The sequence below is a fragment of the Embleya sp. NPDC055664 genome (genome assembly GCF_053618075.1).
In genome coordinates, this window is sequence record NZ_JBSHGZ010000053.1 from 39,446 (window position 1) to 56,938 (window position 17,493).

General features: G+C 70.2%; 22 protein-coding genes. 15 read left to right on the forward strand and 7 right to left on the reverse strand.

Annotated elements, in window-relative coordinates; all coding sequences use genetic code 11:
• The first annotated feature begins 174 nt into the window (after positions 1-174).
• The 3 genes from ACWGR4_RS44820 to ACWGR4_RS44830 all read left to right on the forward strand — a co-directional run bounded on the left by ACWGR4_RS44820 (position 175) and on the right by ACWGR4_RS44830 (position 3,100).
• A complete protein-coding gene (locus ACWGR4_RS44820) occupies positions 175-1,371 on the forward strand; it encodes an acyl-CoA dehydrogenase family protein (protein ID WP_380005081.1) in 1,197 nt (398 codons plus the stop codon).
• 195 nt (positions 1,372-1,566) lie between these two features.
• Positions 1,567-2,448, forward strand: a complete 882-nt coding sequence (locus ACWGR4_RS44825) for an alpha/beta fold hydrolase (RefSeq protein WP_452132125.1) — start codon at positions 1,567-1,569, stop codon at positions 2,446-2,448.
• A 154-nt stretch (positions 2,449-2,602) separates the two neighbouring features.
• Positions 2,603-3,100, forward strand: a complete 498-nt coding sequence (locus ACWGR4_RS44830; RefSeq protein ID WP_395787564.1) for a general stress protein — start codon at positions 2,603-2,605, stop codon at positions 3,098-3,100.
• A gap of 48 nt (positions 3,101-3,148) precedes the next feature.
• On the opposite strand, the gene corA is transcribed toward ACWGR4_RS44830, so the two are convergent.
• Positions 3,149-4,225 (reverse strand): magnesium/cobalt transporter CorA, encoded by a 1,077-nt coding sequence (gene corA / locus ACWGR4_RS44835; RefSeq protein WP_452132126.1) that lies wholly within the window; start codon positions 4,223-4,225, stop codon positions 3,149-3,151.
• Between the two features lie 489 nt (positions 4,226-4,714).
• Between corA and ACWGR4_RS44840 the strand changes: the two genes are divergently transcribed.
• Positions 4,715-5,323 carry a suppressor of fused domain protein gene (locus ACWGR4_RS44840; RefSeq protein WP_380005071.1) on the forward strand — a complete coding sequence of 203 codons (609 nt, stop codon included), beginning with the start codon at positions 4,715-4,717 and terminating at the stop codon, positions 5,321-5,323.
• Positions 5,324-5,803: 480 nt separating this feature from the next.
• Here ACWGR4_RS44840 and ACWGR4_RS44845 read toward each other — a convergent pair whose 3' ends face one another.
• From ACWGR4_RS44845 to ACWGR4_RS44855, 3 genes are all read right to left on the reverse strand, one after another.
• A complete protein-coding gene (locus ACWGR4_RS44845) occupies positions 5,804-6,595 on the reverse strand; it encodes a phosphotransferase family protein (RefSeq protein WP_452132127.1) in 792 nt (263 codons plus the stop codon).
• On the reverse strand, positions 6,592-6,849 hold the full coding sequence (locus ACWGR4_RS44850; protein ID WP_452132128.1) for a hypothetical protein: 258 nt from the start codon (positions 6,847-6,849) through the stop codon (positions 6,592-6,594). The genes ACWGR4_RS44845 and ACWGR4_RS44850 overlap by 4 nt, the downstream gene beginning before the upstream one ends.
• Positions 6,850-6,925: 76 nt before the next feature.
• On the reverse strand, positions 6,926-7,588 hold the full coding sequence (locus ACWGR4_RS44855) for an ATP-binding protein (protein ID WP_452132129.1): 663 nt from the start codon (positions 7,586-7,588) through the stop codon (positions 6,926-6,928).
• Positions 7,589-7,811: 223 nt separating this feature from the next.
• Between ACWGR4_RS44855 and ACWGR4_RS44860 the strand changes: the two genes are divergently transcribed.
• From ACWGR4_RS44860 to ACWGR4_RS44880, 5 genes are all read left to right on the forward strand, one after another.
• A complete protein-coding gene (locus ACWGR4_RS44860) occupies positions 7,812-8,654 on the forward strand; it encodes a helix-turn-helix domain-containing protein (protein ID WP_452132130.1) in 843 nt (280 codons plus the stop codon).
• Positions 8,651-8,848, forward strand: a complete 198-nt coding sequence (locus tag ACWGR4_RS44865) for a DUF397 domain-containing protein (protein ID WP_452132131.1) — start codon at positions 8,651-8,653, stop codon at positions 8,846-8,848. The genes ACWGR4_RS44860 and ACWGR4_RS44865 overlap by 4 nt, the downstream gene beginning before the upstream one ends.
• Positions 8,849-9,014: 166 nt before the next feature.
• Positions 9,015-9,212, forward strand: a complete 198-nt coding sequence (locus tag ACWGR4_RS44870) for a hypothetical protein (RefSeq protein WP_452132132.1) — start codon at positions 9,015-9,017, stop codon at positions 9,210-9,212.
• Positions 9,209-9,403 carry a DUF397 domain-containing protein gene (locus ACWGR4_RS44875; protein ID WP_452132133.1) on the forward strand — a complete coding sequence of 65 codons (195 nt, stop codon included), beginning with the start codon at positions 9,209-9,211 and terminating at the stop codon, positions 9,401-9,403. Before ACWGR4_RS44870 ends, ACWGR4_RS44875 begins: the two co-directional genes overlap by 4 nt.
• A gap of 276 nt (positions 9,404-9,679) precedes the next feature.
• Positions 9,680-10,186, forward strand: coding sequence for a MaoC family dehydratase (locus ACWGR4_RS44880; RefSeq protein ID WP_020552598.1), 507 nt, complete (start codon positions 9,680-9,682; stop codon positions 10,184-10,186).
• 69 nt (positions 10,187-10,255) lie between these two features.
• Here ACWGR4_RS44880 and ACWGR4_RS44885 read toward each other — a convergent pair whose 3' ends face one another.
• Both ACWGR4_RS44885 and ACWGR4_RS44890 read right to left on the reverse strand, forming a co-directional pair.
• Positions 10,256-11,167, reverse strand: a complete 912-nt coding sequence (locus ACWGR4_RS44885) for a ribokinase (protein ID WP_452132134.1) — start codon at positions 11,165-11,167, stop codon at positions 10,256-10,258.
• On the reverse strand, positions 11,164-11,565 hold the full coding sequence (locus tag ACWGR4_RS44890) for an NUDIX hydrolase (RefSeq protein ID WP_452132135.1): 402 nt from the start codon (positions 11,563-11,565) through the stop codon (positions 11,164-11,166). The genes ACWGR4_RS44885 and ACWGR4_RS44890 overlap by 4 nt, the downstream gene beginning before the upstream one ends.
• Positions 11,566-11,761: 196 nt before the next feature.
• Here ACWGR4_RS44890 and ACWGR4_RS44895 point away from each other — a divergent pair, with 196 nt between their 5' ends.
• The 5 genes from ACWGR4_RS44895 to ACWGR4_RS44915 all read left to right on the forward strand — a co-directional run bounded on the left by ACWGR4_RS44895 (position 11,762) and on the right by ACWGR4_RS44915 (position 15,696).
• On the forward strand, positions 11,762-12,397 hold the full coding sequence (locus ACWGR4_RS44895) for a DUF6758 family protein (RefSeq protein WP_380005054.1): 636 nt from the start codon (positions 11,762-11,764) through the stop codon (positions 12,395-12,397).
• A gap of 84 nt (positions 12,398-12,481) precedes the next feature.
• Entirely contained in the window at positions 12,482-13,330 is an 849-nt protein-coding gene (locus ACWGR4_RS44900) for a PHP domain-containing protein (protein WP_452132136.1), read from the forward strand.
• Positions 13,327-13,941: a MarC family protein gene (locus tag ACWGR4_RS44905; RefSeq protein WP_452132137.1), complete on the forward strand. Its 615-nt coding sequence runs from the start codon at positions 13,327-13,329 to the stop codon at positions 13,939-13,941. The genes ACWGR4_RS44900 and ACWGR4_RS44905 overlap by 4 nt, the downstream gene beginning before the upstream one ends.
• A gap of 43 nt (positions 13,942-13,984) precedes the next feature.
• Entirely contained in the window at positions 13,985-15,070 is a 1,086-nt protein-coding gene (locus tag ACWGR4_RS44910) for an S-(hydroxymethyl)mycothiol dehydrogenase (protein WP_380005048.1), read from the forward strand.
• Positions 15,067-15,696: an MBL fold metallo-hydrolase gene (locus ACWGR4_RS44915; protein WP_452132140.1), complete on the forward strand. Its 630-nt coding sequence runs from the start codon at positions 15,067-15,069 to the stop codon at positions 15,694-15,696. Before ACWGR4_RS44910 ends, ACWGR4_RS44915 begins: the two co-directional genes overlap by 4 nt.
• Positions 15,697-15,781: 85 nt before the next feature.
• On the opposite strand, the gene ACWGR4_RS44920 is transcribed toward ACWGR4_RS44915, so the two are convergent.
• Complete coding sequence (locus ACWGR4_RS44920) at positions 15,782-15,952, reverse strand: hypothetical protein (protein ID WP_380037099.1); 171 nt, start codon at positions 15,950-15,952, stop codon at positions 15,782-15,784.
• Between the two features lie 528 nt (positions 15,953-16,480).
• On the opposite strand from ACWGR4_RS44920, the gene ACWGR4_RS44925 reads away from it, so the two are divergent.
• Positions 16,481-17,362, forward strand: a complete 882-nt coding sequence (locus ACWGR4_RS44925; RefSeq protein WP_395788634.1) for an NYN domain-containing protein — start codon at positions 16,481-16,483, stop codon at positions 17,360-17,362.
• Positions 17,363-17,493: the final 131 nt, after the last annotated feature.

Genomic DNA, 17,493 nt, shown 5'->3' on the forward strand with positions numbered 1-17,493 from the left:
GCGAGGTCGAGTGACCGACAGATCGTTCGAAATCGGGGTGCCCGCGTTACGGACCCCCTCTGTCGCGACCCGGCGCGCTCGTGGATACTCCCCGGTAACTCTCTAAGCCAGAAGCGTGGCCGGGACCCCGAGGGTGTGGGGCCCGGACATGCGCAGACGGAAGGAGCGCCGCCCATGGGCCGCCTCGCACAGACCGACGGACTCACCGAAGTCCAGCGGGAGATCCTCGCCACCGTCCGCACGTTCGTGGACAAGGAGATCATTCCGGTCGCGACCGAGCTGGAGCACCGGGACGAGTACCCGGCGGAGATCGTCGAGGGCATGAAGGCCATGGGCCTGTTCGGCCTGATGATCCCGGAGGAGTACGGCGGCCTCGGCGAGTCGCTGCTGACCTACGCGCTGGTGGTCGAGGAGATCGCGCGCGGCTGGATGAGCGTGTCCGGCATCATCAACACGCACTTCATCGTCGCGTACATGATCAAGCAGCACGGCACCGACGAGCAGAAGGCGTACTACCTGCCGAAGATGGCCGAGGGCGAGATCCGCGGCGCGTTCTCGATGTCGGAGCCGCACTGCGGGTCGGACGTGTCGGCGATCCGCACCAAGGCGGTGCCGGACGGCGAGTTCTACGTCCTCAACGGCCAGAAGATGTGGCTCACCAACGGCGGCAGCGCCAACCTGGTCGCGGTGCTGACCAAGACCGAGCTGGGCGAGGACTCGGTCTACCGGAACATGACCACGTTCCTGATCGACAAGGAGTCCGGCTTCGGCGAGACGCGCCCGGGCCTGACCATCCCCGGCAAGATCGACAAGATGGGCTACAAGGGCGTCGACACCACCGAGATGGTGCTCGACAACTGCCGGGTGCCGGCCGATCGAATTCTGGGCGGGGTGCCCGGCAAGGGCTTCTACCAGATGATGGACGGCGTCGAGGTGGGCCGGGTGAACGTGGCCGCGCGCGGCTGCGGGGTCGCGCAGCGCGCGTTCGAGCTGGGCATCCGCTACGCGCAGCAGCGGGAGACCTTCGGCAAGCCGCTGACCGGGCACCAGGCGATCCAGTTCAAGCTCGCCGAGATGGCCACCAAGGTCGAGGCCGCGCACGCGATGATGGTCAACGCGGCGCGCAAGAAGGACGCGGGCGAGCGCAACGACCTCGAAGCGGGGATGGCCAAGTACCTGGCCTCCGAATACTGCAAGGAGGTCGTCGAGGACGCGTTCCGGATCCACGGCGGGTACGGGTTCTCGAAGGAGTTCGAGATCGAGCGCCTGTACCGCGAGGCGCCCATGCTGCTGATCGGCGAGGGCACCGCCGAGATCCAGAAGATGATCATCGGGCGGCGGTTGCTGGAGGACTACAAGCTGCGCGGCTGATCGGGGCTCGTTGGGGTGTGCGGCGGAACGGGCCGTACACCCCTCGCGTGTGCGGTATCCGAGCACGCGGCCGAGGCGGCCAAGCGGGTCTGGTATGCGTCCGGTTGCCGCGGTCGGCCGCGTCGCTGCGCGTCCGGACCGAAAGCGCGACCGATGATGGCGACACGCGCAACCTCGAGTGACGGGGAGCCCACCATGATCGCGAGACACCCGGTACCGGTACCGCCCGGGGATTTCGTCCGGATCGACGGGACCGCGCTGCACGTGGTCCGCGAGGGTGCCGGGCCCGTGGTGATCGCCACCAGCGGGCTCGGCGGCGCGTGGTTCGACTGGGATCCGGTGGTGCCGCTGCTCACCGCCGACTGCACGGTGGTGCGCTTCGACCGTCCCGGCCTGGGCTACTCGCAGCCCGACCCGCGGGCGCCCACGCTGGCCCACGAGGCCGACCGCATCGCCGCGTTGGCCGACGCGCTCGCGTTGCCCGGCCCGTACATCCTGCTCGCCCACTCGCTCGGCGCGTTCCACGTCGAGGGCTTCGCCCGGATGTACCCCGAGCGCACGGCGGGCCTGGTCCTGGTCGACCCGAGCAACGAGGAGAAGCCGCGCCCGCGACCGGCCCGGCAGGCCCGGATCCGGGCGGCCAGGGCGCTGGGCGGGGCGATGCGGGCCACCGGCGTGAGTCGGGCGATCGGGCCCGCGGCGCGACGGTCGATCCTGTTCACCCAGTCGCGTCGGCACCGGGACGTGGCGGACGCGCGCTGGGTGCGCGGGTCGTACGGCTCGGGGCGGTTCTTCGCGGCGGCGCTCACCGAGAACGCCACGTACTTCGACGTGGCCGCCGAACTCGCCGACCTGCGCCGGGTCGCACCGCTGCCGGACGTGCCGCTGCGGGTGCTGGCCGCCGCCGGGGGCTACGAGAGCCTGGCCGCCCGGGCCCGCTGGGTCCGGGCCCTGCGCACCCTGGCGAACCTGTCCCCGCAGGGCCGCTGCGAGGTGCTGGACGACTCCGCCCACTTCGTCATGCTGGACCGCCCGGACGCGGTGGGGACCGCAGTGCGCGAGGCCTTGGCGGGGTAGGGCGCCGGCCGGCCGCCGCCGGCCGCCGCACACCTGGGCGCTGCCGGCCATTCGGCCCATTGGTCGCGTGTTGTCACGGATCCTGTCGGGTACAGGCTCCCGGTCGAACGACCATAGGGCCGGGATTGGGCCGGCATTCAGGCGAGGCGGCAGCATGTTCGGTCAGAACCTTCCTCCCGGCGCGGGTGCGCCCGGGCCCGACCTGGCGAATACCGGCCAGGTCATCGCGTCCTACACGAACTACGCGGGTGCCCAGCGGGCGGTCGACTATCTGTCGGACCACGAGTTCCCGGTGGAGAACACCGCGATCGTCGGTGCCGACCTGCGCATGGTCGAGAACGTGCTGGGTCGGCTCACCGCCGGCAAGGCGGCGGCGTCCGGCGCGGCGAGCGGTGCGTGGTTCGGGTTGATGATCGGCCTGTTCCTGGGCATCTTCGCGGTGCGCGCGCACGGGTGGCTCTGGCTGGTGCTGATGGGCCTGATCTGGGGCATCGCCGCGGGTGCCCTGTTCGGCTGGTTGGGGTACAAGGCGCTGGGCGGACGCCGGGACTTCGTGTCGACCAGCCAGATCGTGGCCTCGCGCTACGACGTGGTGGTGCGGCCCGACCTGGCCGAGCGGGCGCGCAACCTGGTGGGCCGACTGGAGTTGTAGGCGGGCCGGCGCCCCGGGGTCGACCCGCCCCGAGGCCCGCCGCGCCCGCTACAACCAGCCGTTGCGGCGGAAGCCCCGGTGCATCAGCGTGCACACGACCACGATCACCGACAACGTCATCGGGTAGCCGTACCGCCACTTCAGCTCGGGCATGTGCTCGAAGTTCATCCCGTACACCCCGGCGAGCATCGTGGGCACGGCGAAGATCGCCACCCAGGCCGAGATCTTGCGCATGTCCTCGTTCTGCGCGACCGTCACCTGCGCGAGGTTGGCCTGCAGGATCGAGGTCAGCAACTCGTCGAACGACGCCACCTGTTCGCCGACCCGGGACAGGTGGTCCTCGACGTCGCGGAAGTACTCGCGGATGTCGGGGTGCACCTGGCGCATCGGCCGCTCGGCGAGCGCGTGCAGCGGGCGGGCGAGCGGGGCGACCGCGCGCTTGAGTTCGAGCAGTTCGCGCTTGAGCTGGTAGATCCGGCCCGCGTCGCCCGCGCCACCGCCGCCGAACACGTCGTTCTCGACCTGGTCGATGTCGTCCTGGATGAGCTGGGCGACGTCGAGGTAGGTGTCCACCACCCGGTCGGCGACCGCGTGCAGCACCGCCGAGGGGCCCGCGGCGAGCAGTTCGGCGCCGTCCTCCAGGCGACAGCGCAGATCGCCGAGCGCGCCGTGCCGGCCGTGCCGCACGGTGACCACGAAGTCGTTGCCGAGGAAGACCATGATCTCGCCGGTCTCGACGATCTCGCTGGTCGCGGAGAGCTGTTCGTGCTCGACGTAGGTGACCGTCTTGAACACCGCGAACAGGGTGTCGTCGTAGCGCTCCAGCTTGGGCCGCTGATGCGCGTGTACGGCGTCCTCCACGGCGAGCGGGTGCAGGCCGAACCGTTCGGCGATACCGGACAGTTCGAGCGCGCTGGGCTCGTGCAGGCCGATCCAGACGAAGCCGCCGCCCCGGCGCACCTCGTGGATCGCCGAGTCGGGGTTCGCGTAGCCGTCCAGGCGATGGCCGTCGCGATACACGGCACAGTCCACCACACAGTTCCCGGTCGCCACGGGCGTGCTCGACGGCAGCGGGGTGCGGCGGTGCGGGCGGACTGCGGCGCGGAGGTCGCGGATCATCGACATGACGGGCTCCTGGGATGACCGGCACACGCCGACGCCGAACCACCGCGGCGGGCAGGCCGAGGGGAGCGTCGACACGTGCAAGCGGAACGAATCACCGAAAGAACGGCAAAAGATCCTGACGCCCCGTCACGGAGGACATTCGGAGAACGGGAACCGGGCCGCCACGAGCGGGCGGTCGGAATCCGGGGAAGGTCTCGGAAACCCTCAGAAAGGGCGGGGCGTGCGACTGGATCGGGGAAGATCGGGTGAGCCGCCGGTACTGCACGGTGTGCTGGTATGCACCACGATCACCTCCCACGGCCGGTCCCCGCTGGGGGAAGTCCTCGGGCGCCGACCGGGCTGGTCGGGCGAGGACGCATCCGTCATCCGATGGCGCGCGGACGTCGTACGTCCTGCGGGCCGACTATGCAGAGTACACCAGAGTGCCCCCGCCCACGGCCGCGACGGCCTTGGCTCGTGCGGCTCCTGACGGCGAATTAGCATGCGGGCATGTTCGACTTCACGCCGGGACCCGAGCCGATCGACCCCACTTCGCAGGTCGAGGCGCATCTGACGGCGGCCTTCGGCGAGCCGACCGGCCGGGCCGGGGTCACCTTCGTGGGGGCCGATCGCATCGAGGTGTTGCGCTTCGGTCCCGACGCCGAGGGTGTGCTCCGGTACGCCACGGTGGGCATGTCCCGGGCGCCGATGGCCGATCCGGCGGCGGTGCTCGCCGATCCGGTCGCGGGCCCGCGGGCGGAACTGGTGCTCTCGGTGCGCGGCGGCCACGACTCGGTGCTGCGCCCGCTGGCCGTGCTCGGCGCGACCCCGCAGGTGGAGGGCCTGGTGATCGCTCCCGGCGCGTCGCTCGACCTGGGCGGCCCGTTGTGGGAGGGCGGCGCGTTCCACGCGGTCCTGGTCGCCGAACCCGGCGGCCTGGTCGCCGACCTGCCGCTGCCGCCCCCCGCCGACCCGGTCCGCTTCTTCCCCCTGCTCCCGATGACCCCCGCCGAGGCCGCCTGGAAACGAGCCCAGGGCGCGGAGGCCCTCCAGGAGAAATGGCTCCACCACGCCACCGACCTCCGCGACCCCAACCGCCGCGCGGTGCCGCTGGGTTGAGGGCGCGCGGGAGTCGGGCGCCCGATCCCGATCCCGGACGTGATGGAACCGCACGCCGGGCGCGACCGGGACGGCCGGCCGCCGCGCCGGCCGCCGGTGAACGGGAGCCAGGCGCACGACCGGCCGCCGTGCGGCGTCGATCGGAACACGGTCGCCCCCGATGGGCACGGCCTCGCGCTTCCGATTTACGCCGCGTGCCACCGGCCGGGCCACAACGCGCGAAGCCGTGCCGGCAACCGCCACGACCGGCGCGGTCGCGTGGACGAGGGCGCCGGAGGTGTTTCGGCGTTCGGCATCGGACCGTCGACCCACTCCCGGACCAACCGGCTCAGCCGCTCGTCCTGGGCGCGATCGGCGGTGTGCGAGTTCGGCGGAGCGCCGCGTGTCCACCCGAATTGGTATGTCATCGTGCGCACGTCTCCTCTCCGTCGGGTTCCCCTCACACCGGCGGAGGGCGTACCGGGTCGGCACCGTTCGCGATCACCGGTTCGCCTCGTCGGTTCGGGACGGGGCGTCGGCCAGTGCCGACAACCAGGACGCTTCGCCGCCCGAGCGCACCACCAACGTCTCTCCGAGGACACGGCGCGCGCGGTGTGGGGTACGGCGCCATTCCGGGAAGTGCCACATCCACCGGCGTACCTCGTCGAGGTCGTGACCCTCGCGTACCAGGTTCATGCCGAGGAAGGCGATCTCCGCCCAGCGAGGCCCGATCGCCACCCGGCCCCAGTCCACCACCGCCAGGCGTCCGTCTTGCCGAACGATCATGTTCGCGGACGTCAGATCGGTATGCAGCAACCGGTCCCCACGCAACGCCCCGTCCCGCCCGGGTGGGATGTACTCACGCAGCCTTCCCACCAAGGTCGGCAGCCCCGCACTGCGACCCGGTCGGATCCGCCCGATTCGATCCACCGCACCGACCACCTGGGCCAGATCCGGCGAATCGAGGGACAAGCGCACCGGACGGCCCTCGATGTATTCGAAGACGAGTACGCGCCATCCGTCGACTACGCCGTGTCCCAGCATCCTCGGCGACATCACCCCGGTCACCGCACTGGCCGCGATCTCGCTGGTCTGCGCCCGAGCCGACCACTGTGCGGTGGCCTCCTCTGCGGCCTTGACGAAGACCGGATCCCCGGTCGTGACCACCTTTGCCGCGAAGGAACTCGCATACGGATTCCGCACCGGCACCACCGACTCGACAGGCCCCACCAGCGACGCCACGAACTGCCGCACTCGCACCGGCAGTTGCGACCATTCACCAGGCCGGTTCATGCCGCCACCCGCAGCGACACGCCCCCGACGGTGGGCGGTGCACAGTCCGCCCCGACCGGCAACGACACCACCTCCGATTCCTGCCCGAGGTGATCCACCCGCCGCAACTGCCGGACCGTCATGACCGGTTCCACCACCACGGGATGCCCCACCGGGCACACGTACGGCGACCGCCCGCCCGAATCCGGCCGCGCCACGCCCACCGCCTCGGCAGCCGGCGAGGGCGTGGCGATGCTTCCCTCCGGCAGATCCACAGGCCGAACCCGACAACCCACAACAACCGACGATCCATCGCCGCCGGCCCGATAATCTCGACTCTCCATCACTGCCTCACCGTGGTAGATGGACAGCGGCCGGGCTCACGCGTCCAATCGAGACGCCCGGCCGCTGCCGGTTGAAGAAGCGACGACCCTCGGCCGCCACTTCGGTGCTTGTTGGCGTTGCTTCGCGACTGCCTTCCGCTCCCCCTGTCTGGCCGGGGGTGGGGTGGCGCTGGTCGCGGGTGTGAAAGCGGCCCGATGCGATGCCGAGTTGCGCAACCTCGACTCGGCGGAGCGAGATCGCGAACCAAACGACCTTTCCGACCCCGTGCATCACGTAGCCACAGGCGTCGGACAGAGTTTCGACGATGTGTAGCCCACGCCCGCCCTCGTCTTCGGCGTCATTGGCGAAGCGTCGGATGGGCGCGGCCGGGCTGCTGTCGCCCACTGCAATCAGCGCCCGGCTTGTGGTCGGGAGACGCCAGACCTGGGCGGAGATGGGCCCGGCCTGGGTGTGTCGTATTGCGTTGCCATGGACCTCGGCCATGCAGCGCAACGCGTCGTCGATGGCGGTGGGGGTGGCGCCCATGCGGCCCATGGCACTCGCGACCAGTAGGCGGGCCGAGCGTGGATCGCTTCGTTCGTTCAACGAGGCGACCAACTCGGGGGCTGTTCGTTCGCTCGAAGTTCGACCGAGCATCGAGCATGTTGAGGCAGATCTGAGCGTGGCCATACGTCACTCCTGGCGGGAGGCAGTACAGCCACGGCGCGCACGGTGAGATGGACCCACAGTGCGTGTGTGGCTGCCGATAGTGACGATAGAGTGCGCGCACTAGTGCGCGCCACTTTTTCATCGAAAGAGCGCGCAGGGATCCGCCGACCTGGAGAAGCTCCGGAAGCGGGTGTGACGTGCACCAGAGAGCCGGCGCACACTATGACCAAGTGAAGGGGGTTCGATGGTCGTTCAGGCCAGCCATGCGCGACGGCGGCTGGGCGCGGAGTTGCGGCAACTGCGCGAGAAGGCCGGGCTGACGGTTGATCAGGTCGTCCAGGCAAACGAATGGAGTCGTACCAAGCTGATTCGCATCGAGGCCGCGAAGGTCTCACTGACCAGGCATGACCTCTTGAAGCTCTGCAATCTTTACGACGCGACGGACGCTGAGACTCGCCACGTCGAGAACTGGCTGGAGGAGACCAACAGCTTCCGCTGGTGGCAGGACTACGGGCATGTCATGGGTGCGCAACTCGAAGAGTTCGTGGCCTTGGAGTCGCGGGCGTCCAACATCTTCACGGCGCAGTCGGGTCTGCTACCCGGACTGGTTCAGTCGCGCGGATATATGGATGCGGTTTTCCGTTCTCAGCCGCACGTGCCGGATCCGGACGTGGCGGACACGCTCGCCGAACTACGGGTTCGTCGTCAGAAAATCCTCGACGAGGACGACGTGGAGCTGACGAGCGTCTTCGCCGCAGCTCTGTTGCACGCGGAGCTTGGCGGGCGCGAAGTGCTGCGTGAGCAGATTCGGCACCTACTCGACCTCGCGGAACGGCCGAACGTCGACATCCGCGTGATCCCCTTCAGCGCACAACGGGCCGTGCTGACGGGCGGAATAACCCTCTTCGACTTTCCCGACCAGGCGGACCCGAGCGTCGTGTACCTGGAGTATGAAGCTGGTATGCACTCCAAGGACTCCGAGTTGGATGTTCGCCGGTTCAGGCGTCTCCTGAATCATCTGCGAGACGCCACCCTGTCCGCGGAGGACACGAAGAAGATGCTCGCTACGAGGTTGGAAGACTTGTGAATCAGCAGATACCACCAGCGGCCTGGCGTAAGTCCTCGTACTCCGGAGGCTCCCAGAACTCCGATTGCGTCGAGATCGCGCCGCTTTCTCCGCAGACTGCCGGAGTTCGCGACAGCAAGGACCGCAACCGAGGTCACCTCGCAATTCCCGCCGGATCGTGGAACAGCCTGGTACTCGGCATCCAAGATCACTGAACCACGCGCAGAGGCGTCGGCCGTCCCACATGTCCCGACTGACGACAGGGCGTGAGAAGTCTCGGGACCCTGACTCGCCGATCGGAGTCAGGGTCTCGGGTGGCCCTCAGGCGAGAACCTGCCCGGGGCGATCACGCGTGATCAGTGCCAACGACTGCTTGACCTGATGCAACGCCCGAACGTCGACGTCCAGGTTATGTCGTTGGACGCAACTCCACATCCAGGCACCAGCGGCCTGACGACCCGTCTGTACAACGAAGACGTCGAGCCATACCGGGATGCGTTCCAGCGCCTTCAAGCAGCGGCTCTGCCCTTCGAGGTATCCACGCAGCGCATCACCGAACTCAAGGAGGGTCATCGGTGACCCATGCTCTCGACGCCACAACCGCGCACTGGCGGAAGTCCACGTATAGCGGCGGAAACTCCGACTGTGTTGAAGCGGCCGGACTGCTCGATCAGGTCGGCGTCCGTGACACCAAGGACCGCAGGATAGGTCACCTCGCGATCCCCGCCGGATCGTGGAACAGCCTGGTGCTCGGCATCCAAGAACACTGAACCGCACCCGCCACGCGCAGAGGCGTTGGTCCGCCGCCGAGGTCCGGCGGCGGACTCCTCCTACGCCCATCCATCCCATTCGTCCATGACCCACGTCACCGGGCGCCCCCTACTGCGTCGAGCGGTCGGCTCCCTATTCTCGAACCCATCCGCCGACGCGCTCGTCGCCTCGCAGTCGCCACCCGACCCCCAGGGGCGGGTACCCGAATCGGGGTCGAACAGCGTCGGAACGTGATGCGTCCTGTTCGATGTGTTACCAGGTGAGAGGGGACCGAGATGCAGTTCGGCCGCTACTACGAGGAGTTCGAGGTCGGTGCGATCTACAAGCACTGGCCCGGGAAGACCGTGACCGAGTACGACGACCACCTGTTCTGTCTGCTCACGATGAACCACCACCCGCTGCACATGGATGCCAACTACGCCGAGAACACCACCGATTTCGGCAAGAACGTCGTGGTGGGCAACTACATCTACTCGCTCCTGCTCGGCATGTCCGTCCCGGACGTCTCGGGCAAGGCAATCGCCAACCTGGAGATCGAGTCGCTGCGACACGTGGCACCCACGTTCCACGGCGACACCATCTACGGCCAGACCCTCGTGCTGGACAAGTGGGAGTCGAAGTCCAAGGACGACCGGGGTGTCGTCTACGTGGAGACCAAGGGCTACAAGCAGGACGGCACGCTCGTGTGTGTGTTCAAGCGCAAGGTCATGGTGCCCAAGGAGAGCTACGGGGAGAAGCGCGGCGGTGAGCAGCCCGGTCGCCCGGAGCTGATCGAGGGCTGACGCGCCACGCCGTCACCCACACGGGCGGGTCGTCCGGAAACGGCGCGACCCGCCCACGGGACGTCCGCCCTACGGCAACTCGTCCACCGTCGGGTACGACGACTGCGCCCCCGCCCGCCGCACCGCCGCCGCGCCCACCCGGACCGCGTACCGGGTCGCGGCGGGCAGGTCGTCGCCGGCGGCCAGGCGCCAGGCCAGTGCGCCGGTGAAGGCGTCGCCCGCGCCCGTGGTGTCGACGGCGGTCACCGCCGGCGCGGCGATGTGCAGCGGTTCCGCGCCGGCCTCGGTGATCAGCGCGCCGGCGGGGCCCAGGGTCAGGACGATCGAGCGTGGGCTCGGGTCGAGTGCCCGCAACACCTTCAGCGCGTCGCGGGTGTTGCCCTCGCCCGCGATCGTGGTCGCCTCGTGCTCGTTGAGGACCAGCGGGTCGCAGGCCCCGAGCAGCGCCCCGGAGGTCAGCACGTGCCTCGATACGGCCGGCGACGGGTTCAGCACCACCCGGGTGTGCGCCGCCGCGCAACGTTCGATCACCGCCCGGACCGTGTCGAGGGGGATCTCCAGTTGCAGGGAGACCACCGCGGCGGCCTCGATCGCCGGGACCAGGTCGGCCACATCCGTCGGCCCGAAGCGGGCGTTGGCTCCGGGGGCCACGGTGATGGCGTTCTCCCCCGCGTCGTCGACCGTGATCAGCGCGACGCCCGAGGCGCCGGGCGAGGTGCGCATCGCCTCGGTACGCACGCCCTCCCGGCGCAGCGTCGCGAGCAACATGCGGCCGTGGTCGTCGTCGCCCACCCGGCCGGCCAGCGCCACGTCGGCGCCCAGCCGCGCCGCCGCCACCGCCTGATTGGCGCCCTTGCCGCCCGGGTGCACCGCCAGGTCGCCGCCGAGGACCGTCTCGCCCGGGCGGGGGTGCGCCGGCACCCGGACCACCAGGTCGGCGTTGATCGAGCCGACCACCAGCAAGCGTGCGGGGCCGCTCATGCCACCCCCGGGACGTTCCACTCGCGCAGCGCGTCGAGGAGGCCGTCGACCAGGTCGAGTCGGCCCAGTTCGCCGGCGGCGATCCAGCGCACCGCGTCGGCGTCGTCGCCTGCGCGCAGGGTGCCGCCGTGGGGTGTACAGGCGTAGTCGCGGATCTCGTAGGTGCCGCCGTCGGGCGCCGGTCGCAACACCGAGCCGACCAGCGGTCCCACGGTCACCTCGAGCCCGGTCTCCTCGACCATCTCCCGGGCCAGCGCGACCGCGTCGGTCTCACCCTCCTCGACCCGCCCGCCGGGCAGCGACCACTGTCCCTCGCCCGGCATTTTCGCGCGTCGCACCAGGAGCACCCGTCCCTCCGAGTCCAGGACGATCGCACCGACGCAGGAAATGAGCCGCATGCCTCCCGAGCCTAGTCCCCGTCCCACGGATCCCGACGGGGCGCGCCGCCGGATTCTGCGTCGAGCGGCGCGCGGGCGCGCGCGGGCGTGCCCATCCGGCGCGCGGTGGGCGGTCGTACGCCGGTCGGTGGTCCGGACGCACCGAAGGAGTGATCGTCCTTGACGCGAAGCCTCGGGCAGTGGACCGTCTTGTCCTATGAAGGGCGAGCCGAGCTGCCCCCGCTGCGGCGGCCGGGTCCGCGCTCCGGGTCTGTTCTCGGAGACGTGGGAATGCGAGATCCATGGCGCCGTGCCTCCGCTGCAACCCGTCGTGCCGCCCAGTGTCGAGGCGTTGGACGCGGTGGTGCGCCGCTCCCGGGTGCCGGTCTGGTTGCCCTGGCCGCTGCCGGTCGGCTGGCTCTACACCGGCGTCGCCCACGCCGGTGACGATCGCGGCGGCTCGCGGGCGGTCGCGGTCGCCTGTACCGGTCCCGCGCCGCTGGGCGGACGCGGCGAACTGGTGCTCGTGGCCGAGGAGCTGGGGGTCGGACTCGGCGCCCGCTACGCCGGGTTGCCCGGTCACGACCCGGGCGGCGACTTCGTCAAGTCCGCGCCCGCGAAGGTGATGGCGGCCGGTCGGCCGACCCCGCTGTGGTGCGTGATCGATGCGCCGGCCGACCGCGCGGTGTACGCGGGCGAGGCGATGGGCCTGTGGTTGTGGGCGATCCTGTGGCCGGGCAAGGCGGGGCATCTGGTCTACGACGACGTCGTGCTCACCGATCTGCGCGACGCGGGGGCCGAGTTGCAGCTGTTGCCGTGCGGGGCGCTGTCCCCGCAACTGCTCGACTGCTGACCCGCGGGGGGACCCGGTCCGAAGCGGTACAGGCACGCCCTAGGGTCGGGAGCGTCCATCGACCCTCCCGCAGACGAGGTCCGCGTGCGTATCGACCTGCACACCCACAGCACCGCTTCCGACGGCACCGACGCGCCCGCCGACCTGGTCCGCAAGGCCCGGGCGGCCGGCCTCGACGTGGTCGCGCTCACCGACCACGACACCACCGCGGGCTGGGCGGAGGCGGCCGCGGCCCTGCCCGACGGGCTGACTCTGGTGCGCGGCGCGGAGATCTCCTGTGTGGCCGAGGGCGGGATCAGTCTGCACATGCTGGGCTACCTGTTCGACCCCGCCGAGCCGGAGTTCGCCCGGGCGCGCGAGCTGGTGCGCACCGACCGGGTCCGCCGGGCCGAGGCGATGGTGGCGCGCTGCCGGGAGTTGGGCGCGCCGATCACCTGGGAGCGGGTGCGGGAGATCGCGGGCGGCGGCGCGGTGGGCCGGCCGCACGTGGCCACCGCCCTGGTCGAGGCGGGCGTGGTCGCGGACGTGTCCGCCGCGTTCACTCCCGAGTGGCTGCGCGACGGCGGACGGGCGTTCGTGGGCAAGTACGAGATCGAAGCCGCCGACGCGGTACGGCTGATCACCGGCGCGGGCGGGGCCGCGGTGTTCGCCCACCCGGGCGCGGTCACGCGCGGGCGCACCGTCTCCGACGCCACGATCGCCGAGCTGGCCGAGGCGGGTCTGGCCGGGATCGAGGTGGACCACATGGACCACGACGACACGATGCGGGCACACCTGCGCGGTCTCGCGAGCGAGCTGCGGCTGATCACCACCGGTTCGAGTGACTACCATGGCACCCGCAAAACGATCAATCTCGGAGAAAACACTACAGATCCAGAGTCGTACGGGGCGATCGCGGAACTGGCGACAGGAGCAAGACCCCTCTCCCCATGAACTGGTTCGACGTCACTGTCTTCGGCTCGTCCTTCGTCACCCTCTTCGTGATCATGGATCCGCCGGGCATCATCCCGCTGTACCTGAGCTTCACCGGTGGCCGACCGCAGGCCGTGCGCAAGCGCATGGCCTGGCAGGCGGCCACCGTCGCGTTCTGCGTGATCTCCGTCTTCGGGCTGTTCGGTCGGAAGATCCTCGACTATCTGCACGTGTCGATCCCGGCGCTCAAGGTGTCCGGAGGTCTGCTCCTGCTTTTGGTGGCACTGTCGTTGCTCACCGGCAAGGCCGAGGAGCCGACCGAGAACAAGGACGTCAACGTCGCCCTGGTGCCCCTCGGCACCCCCCTCCTGGCCGGCCCCGGTGCGATCGTGGCCGCGATCGTCAGCGTGCAGAAGGCGCACGGCGCCGGTCAGTACCTCGGGGTGTGGATCGCGATCGTGGCGATTCACGTGGTCCTGTGGCTGACCATGCGCTTCTCGCTCGGCATCATCAAGATCATCAAGGAGAGCGGTGTGGTCCTGGTGACCCGGCTTTCGGGCCTGCTGCTCTCGGCGATCGCGGTACAGCTGTGCGCGGACGGGGTCCGGGGCTTCATCGAGGCGAAGCCATAGGGTGCGAAAAGCAGCAGTCGGTGGTTGGGGAGAGGCGGAGGACATGAGCAAGTCGGTACGCGGCGTCGTCGCACGCGCCAAGGGCGCACCGGTCTCGATCGAGACCATCGTGGTGCCGGACCCGGGTCCGGGCGAGGCGCGGGTGAAGGTGCAGGCGTGCGGCGTGTGCCACACGGACCTGCACTATCGCGAGGGCGGCATCGGTGACGACTACCCGTACCTGCTCGGCCACGAGGCCGCCGGCATCGTCGAGTCGGTCGGCGAGGGCGTCACGGAGGTGGCCGTCGGCGACTTCGTGATCCTGAACTGGCGTGCGGTGTGCGGCGATTGCCGCGCGTGTCGGCGCGGCCGTCCGCAGTACTGCTTCGCCACGCACAACGCCAAGCAGAAGATGACCCTGGAGGACGGCACCGAGCTGAGCCCCGCGCTGGGGATCGGCGCGTTCGCCGAACTGACCCTGGTCGCCGCCGGACAGTGCACCAAGGTCGACCCCGAGGCGGACCCCGCCGCGGCCGGCCTGCTCGGCTGCGGCGTGATGGCGGGCCTGGGCGCGGCGGTGAACACCGGCAATGTCGGCCGCGGCGACACGGTCGCGGTGATCGGCTGCGGCGGGGTCGGCGACGCGGCCATCGCCGGTGCCCGGCTCGCCGGCGCGGCGCGGATCATCGCCGTCGACCTCGACGACCGCAAGTTGGAGTGGGCCCGCCGGGCCGGCGCCACGCACACGGTGAACTCGAAGGCGGGCGACCCGGTCGAGGCGATCCGCGAACTCACCGGCGGTTTCGGCGCCGACGTGGTGATCGACGCGGTCGGCCGCCCCGAGACCTACAAGCAGGCGTTCTACGCCCGCGACCTGGCCGGCACCGTGGTCCTGGTCGGCGTGCCCACCCCGGACATGACGCTCGAACTGCCCCTGCTCGACGTGTTCGGCCGCGGCGGCGCGCTCAAGTCGTCCTGGTACGGCGACTGCCTGCCCTCGCGCGACTTCCCGATGCTGATCGACCTGTACCGCCAGGGTCGTTTCGACCTGGACGCGTTCGTCAGCGAGCGCATCACCCTGGCCGACGTCGAGGCCGCGTTCGAGAAGATGCACCACGGCGACGTGCTGCGCTCGGTGGTGATCCTCTGATGGCCGGCATCGACCACGTGGTCACCTCGGGCGTGTTCTCGCTCGACGGCCAGGACTTCGACGTGGACAACAACGTGTGGATCGTCGGCGACGACCGCGAGGTGGTGGTGATCGACGCCGCACACGACGCGGCGGCCATTGCGGCGCGCGTGGGCGATCGTACGGTGACCGGCATCGTGCTCACCCACGGCCACAACGATCACATCAACGCCGCCGCCGAGTTGGCCGAGCGCACCGGCGCGCCGATCCATCTGCACCCGAGCGACCGCATGTTGTGGGACGCGGTCTATCCCGACCGCGCGCCGGACGTCGACCTGGCCGACGGCGAGGTGATCACCGTCGCGGGCCTGGACCTGCGGGTCCTGCACACCCCGGGCCACGCGCCGGGCGCGGTCTGCCTGTACGCCCCGGACCTGGCCGTGCTGTTCTCCGGCGACACGCTGTTCAAGGGCGGCCCCGGCGCCACGGGGCGCTCGTTCTCGTCGTTCCCGGTGATCCTGGAGTCGATCAAGGGGCGCCTGCTCGGGCTGCCCGAGGGCACGCGCGTGCTCACCGGTCACGGCGACGAGACGACGATCGGCGCGGAGGCGACCGACTACGACGCGTGGGTGACCCGGGGCCACTGAGCCGGCCCCGACCCGAAACGCATCCGGATACGACGAGGGCGCTCCCCGAACGGGGGAGCGCCCTCGATTCAGCCTCAGTCGAAAATCAGCCCGCGTCCGCCGCCGCCTTCACGGGGCGGATGTACAGGCGCTCGCCGTAGGCCTCGGCCCGTTTCAGGGCCGCCTGTACGGTGTCGATGTCGACGACGGCGCAGTTGGCCGGGTTGGACCCGGTCGATTCCTGGGCTCGGCTGAGGTTGGTGATTCGGTAACGCATGTGCGTCTCCCTTCCCTCCGGTCCGAAGTAGCGCGGGGCGACACGGTCGTGCCGAAAGCCCCGCTCACAAGGATGGGTGCCGGGATCCGTGAGGATCGGGTAAGACCCGGCAGGGGTCACAACCGGCACCGCACTGAACAACAGCGGTCACACCGATAGCATTCCCATGACTGAAATGTTCCTTTCCTGACATCCGATGGCTTACACGTGACGCATGACGCGACATCGCGCGTGAGGCAAGCGAGGACGCGACGGCGGCCGGCATAGGACAATGCGGTCTGAACACATCGACACGCATCCAGGCGCCGGGCACCCGGTGCCACGGGAGGACGAGAGACTTTGCACGATCCGGGAGAGGACGACGTCCGGACGGGTGCCACGGCCGCCTTCGGCGCCGTGGTGCACGAATCCGGCGAGGACCTCGGCGCCGAGCACGGCGGTCCGCTGGAGGACCACCCGGTCGCGGGCTTCGAGGGCGCCCCCGGAGCACTGGCGGAGCTGACCGACCCGTTCACCCGACCGGCCGTCCTGGTGCGATCGGTTTCGCCGCCGCTGCACTTCGGGACGCACGCGCTGTTCGTCGACGTCGGCTACGTGTACGCGGCGATGGGCCTGCTCGTCGCCGGCTCGGCCGAACGCCGGGCCTTCCGGGTGGACGCGGAGCAGTTGATCACCGGCCTGATCGACGAGGCCCGCCGGGTGTTCCCGGAGGGCCGGCTGCTGCGGGTGTACTGGTACGACGGCGCGCGCGAGCGGGTGCACACCGTGGAGCAGCGACAGATCGCCGAACTCCCCGACGTGAAGGTACGACTGGGCAACCTCAACGCGCACAACCAGCAAAAGGGCGTCGACTCGCTGATCCGCAGCGACCTCGAATCGTTGGCCCGCAACCACGCGATCGACGACGCGGTGGTGATCAGCGGCGACGAGGACCTGGTCTCGGCGGTCGAGGCGGCCCAGTCCTACGGCGTACGGGTGCACCTGTGGGGCGTCGAACCCGCGTACGGCACCAATCAGGCCGACCCGCTGGTGTGGGAGGCCGACGTCACCCGAATGTTGCACCGCGAATTCTGCGAGACCTGCGTGACGCCGGTGATGTTGCCGCCGACGCACGCCGGCGTGCTGACCGTGCAACCCGGCGGCCCGCCGACCGCCGAACAGGCGTGGCGGATCGGCCAGGAGATCGCCGAGCGCTGGCTGGTGGTGCGCGGCCGGGAGAACCTGGCCGACCTGATGCCCGGCCCGATGTTGCCCCAGGCCATCGACCGCGGCCTGCTCGTGGACGCCGAGAGTGTCCTCCAATACTCGCTGCGCCCGCACGAGGACCTGCGTCGTGCCCTGCGCAACGGCTTCTGGGACCGCCTGAACCACGAATTCGGCCTTTCCGGCACGGAGCCCGCGGAGTCCTGAACCCGGCTCACCCGCCCCACCCCTGCGAAGCGCGCCTTGCCACCGCTCGGCAGTCGGCCGCGCCCGCCGCCCCGACCGCGCCCGCGCTCCGCCGCCCCCGCGCCCGGCCCGGCAGCCCCCGCGCCCGGGGC